Origin of the sequence: Williamsia sp. (assembly GCF_036566845.1) — a bacterium.
GTDB lineage: Bacteria > Actinomycetota > Actinomycetes > Mycobacteriales > Mycobacteriaceae > Williamsia.
This window is the reverse complement of sequence record NZ_DATCVM010000002.1, coordinates 1-3,044: the sequence shown is the minus strand read 5'-3', so window position 1 is coordinate 3,044 and position 3,044 is coordinate 1. Positions and strand designations below refer to the sequence as shown.

Sequence of the window (3,044 nt, the reverse complement as noted above, 5' to 3'; positions counted from 1 at the left end):
CCACGACGCGACACAGCCGACATCCTGCTGTATTCCGGCAGGACGACGGAGTCTCTCGAGGAGCAGTTCCCCTGGCTGTGGGAACGTGTCGACCTGTTGATCACCGACCCCTACGACGGCACCCGCGCCGGAGCACATGCGCTGCGCGGTTCGGGCAATCAACGGGTGCACCGGCTATCCAGGCTCGCGCAGGAGCGATATCCACTGGATGCGTTCGAGGCGACATACTGCCCACAGCGCGAGCAACTGTCCGTACATGTCGACGACCGAGCGGTGTGGCTGGTGGGCATACCGAAGCCCGGCGACCTCACACGGTTGACACAGTCTTTGACCGAGCGAGGGATTGCTGTAGGGAGAACAACTTGGCTGGGGTGACTGAGGAGTACCCGCTGGAACCCGACCTGGTCACCTGTAGCTGTGACATCGAGTGGGACCGCAACACCTACTCCCAATGCAGTCATTGCCTGCAGAACCTGTGGGACCTGGACCGTGTGGCGCCCTCCACACCACTACGGGAAGAGTCCGCCGTCCCCGCCGGGGGCGAGACGGTACTCGAAGGTGGTGAACGCGGGCGAGCTGGAATCGACATCCTGGCGTGCGGTCGTCGGCACACGATAGAACATGGGCAGAGGGTGCGGTTGGGCCGAAATGAAAACCTGGAGACAGCGGAAGTTTTCACGGCTGCATCGAACATCTCCCGCTTCCATGCAGAGTTGCGGTTCGACGGTGAGCGCCTTTTCGTCACCGATACCAACTCGAGCAATGGAACTTTCGTCAACGATCAGCGACTGCCGGCCGATACCGAGTACGAGCTACGCCCCGGCCAGACACTCCGGCTGGCATCCAATGTGCCCGTCGACATCCTGTGGGAGCGCTGATGCGCGTGCGAATCTCAGCGGTGACGCACCGCGGCCTGGTGCGCGACCACAACGAGGACTGCCTGGGATGGTCGGGCTGGGCCATGAACGGCGAAGTGACCCAACCACTTTCACTCGAGCTCACGATCGCCGAGCCCCTCGTAGTCGTCGTCTGTGACGGAATGGGGGGTCACGCGGGTGGGGAGACAGCGAGTCGGCTCGCGACCACACTACTCACCGCGCCCGGCGCCTGCGTGGATCCCACCGAAACGGGGGTCACCGCTCTGCTGCAGCAGGCGTCGGACGCCATCAATACGGCAGCAGAGCACCGCCCCGATCTCACGGGCATGGGATGCACCTCGGTCGGTGTGGTGGTTCGTCCGGACGGCAGCGCACTCGTCTTCAACGTCGGCGACTCCCGGTGCTACCGAATCGAGGGACGCTATCTCGCCCAACTCTCGGTCGACCACCGCCACCCGGTCTCGGGCGGTCTGACTCAGGCGCTCGGTGGTGGTCGAAGGGTGATCCTCGAGCCCGACTACTTCTCGTGCGACCTTCCGAGCGGGCCGGGCCTACTGCTGTGCACCGACGGCCTCGACGACTACGCGGAGTTCTCCGACATCGAAGCTCTCGTGCTGCGCGGCGGCCCCCACCTCGTGACGGGCCTGCGCGACCTCGCTCTGTCGGGGAAGGGGGGCGACAATGTGTCGATTCTTCAAGTGTCGATGATCGAAGGGGACAGCGATCGTGGCTGACGAGACTTTCCTCGAAGGTGACCCGCCGCCGGGCGGCGCAGCGGAGACGTTCATCGAGGGATCGGGCGGGTCACCCAATCAGCATCCCGATCACCAACCGATTCCGCCGACGCTGGTGGCCAAGGGCTACCGCGTGATCAGAAAACTGGGATCCGGTGCCGAGGCGCGAGTGTGGCTGTGCACCGCGGGATCCGGTCGCGGCCAGGCCGTCAAGGAGTACTACCGGCCCCCGAAATACGCGTTCGAGTTCGATTCCCCCGCGTACCGACAACATTTCTCCCGCGAGTGGACCGTCGAGGTGCTCGGCCGGCACTGTGACCAGGTGGCCGGCACCGAACTGCACTACGAGGTGATGGAGTATTGCCCACACGGCACACTCGAGGAGTTCGTCGAGCAGCGCGGTCGATCCGATGAGATCGCCACCCAGGTGCTCCGGCGCCTTGCTTGGTGCCTCAAGTCGCTCCAAGGAGAGCGCGGCAAGGTCGTGCATGGCGATATCAAGCCGCGCAACATCTTGGTCCGCGACGTCGATGACGTCGAGCTTGTGCTGGCGGACTTCGGATTGACCATCGACCTAGGCGAACGCTCCACGCTGAGCAACCTCGGCCAGGGAACAACCGCCTACAACGCTCCGGAGATCATGCGCGTCAAGGGCGCTGCGGGCGACTGGTGGAGTCTGGGCATGGTTATGTACACGGTGCTTGTCGGACGAGGCTACTTCCAGATCGATGACGATCGATGGGCGAACCAGCGTGCCATCGAGGCAGATCTGATATCCCGGGATATCTCATTGTCGGAGATCGACAGACTAGAAATGCCCGCAGTGCGACGTGAGCGCTGGAAGCTGCTGTTGGCAGGCCTGCTCACCCGGGACCCGGACAAGCGCTGGGGGGCAACGCAGGTCGAGTCGTGGCTGACTGGTGGAAACCCCGAAGTGTTTCGGAACGTCCAGCCGCAGAATCCCCCGCACGGCGACCCTGCCAGCGCAGGCGCAACCACAGTCGAACCCTTCGCATTCGCCGGTGTGGGCGAGTTCACCTCACCACAGCAGCTCGGCGAGGCAATGGCTGCCCGACCCCAGGATGCGGCCCGCATGCTCAGCGGCAAAGGTACGGATCGCCTGATCGCATGGCTGCGGGACGACGCCCGCACCGGTGACGACTACTCCGAGTTGCGTCAACACAACTGGGACCCCGATGCGAAGCTCGCCTACTTCGTCGCTCGGATGGCGCCCGGTGCGGCCTTGACGTTCCGCTCGCAACCGATCGGCACACCCGCAGACCTTCGACGGTTGGTACAGAATGGTCACACCGAGGTCATCGATGCCCTCTTCCAGGCCGACATCATCGGAAGCGTCGCCAATGCCGGTGCACGATCGACTTACCGGATGATCGAGGCGAACTGGCAGGACCTCGTCGGCCGCGCGACCGAT

General features: G+C 64.2%; 3 protein-coding genes and 1 pseudogene. All 4 read left to right on the top strand.

The annotated features are described in order from the left end of the window. Positions 1-375, top strand: a pseudogene (locus VIQ49_RS00045) (radical SAM protein); the annotation flags it as partial. Next, a complete protein-coding gene (locus VIQ49_RS00040) occupies positions 372-878 on the top strand; it encodes an FHA domain-containing protein (RefSeq protein ID WP_331879732.1) in 507 nt (168 codons plus the stop codon). The pseudogene VIQ49_RS00045 and the gene VIQ49_RS00040, both read left to right, overlap by 4 nt. Beyond that, positions 878-1,612: a PP2C family serine/threonine-protein phosphatase gene (locus tag VIQ49_RS00035; protein WP_331879731.1), complete on the top strand. Its 735-nt coding sequence runs from the start codon at positions 878-880 to the stop codon at positions 1,610-1,612. The genes VIQ49_RS00040 and VIQ49_RS00035 overlap by 1 nt, the downstream gene beginning before the upstream one ends. Further along, a partial coding sequence (locus tag VIQ49_RS00030) for a protein kinase domain-containing protein (protein WP_331879729.1) occupies positions 1,605-3,044 on the top strand: 1,440 nt, incomplete at its 3' end. The genes VIQ49_RS00035 and VIQ49_RS00030, both read left to right, overlap by 8 nt.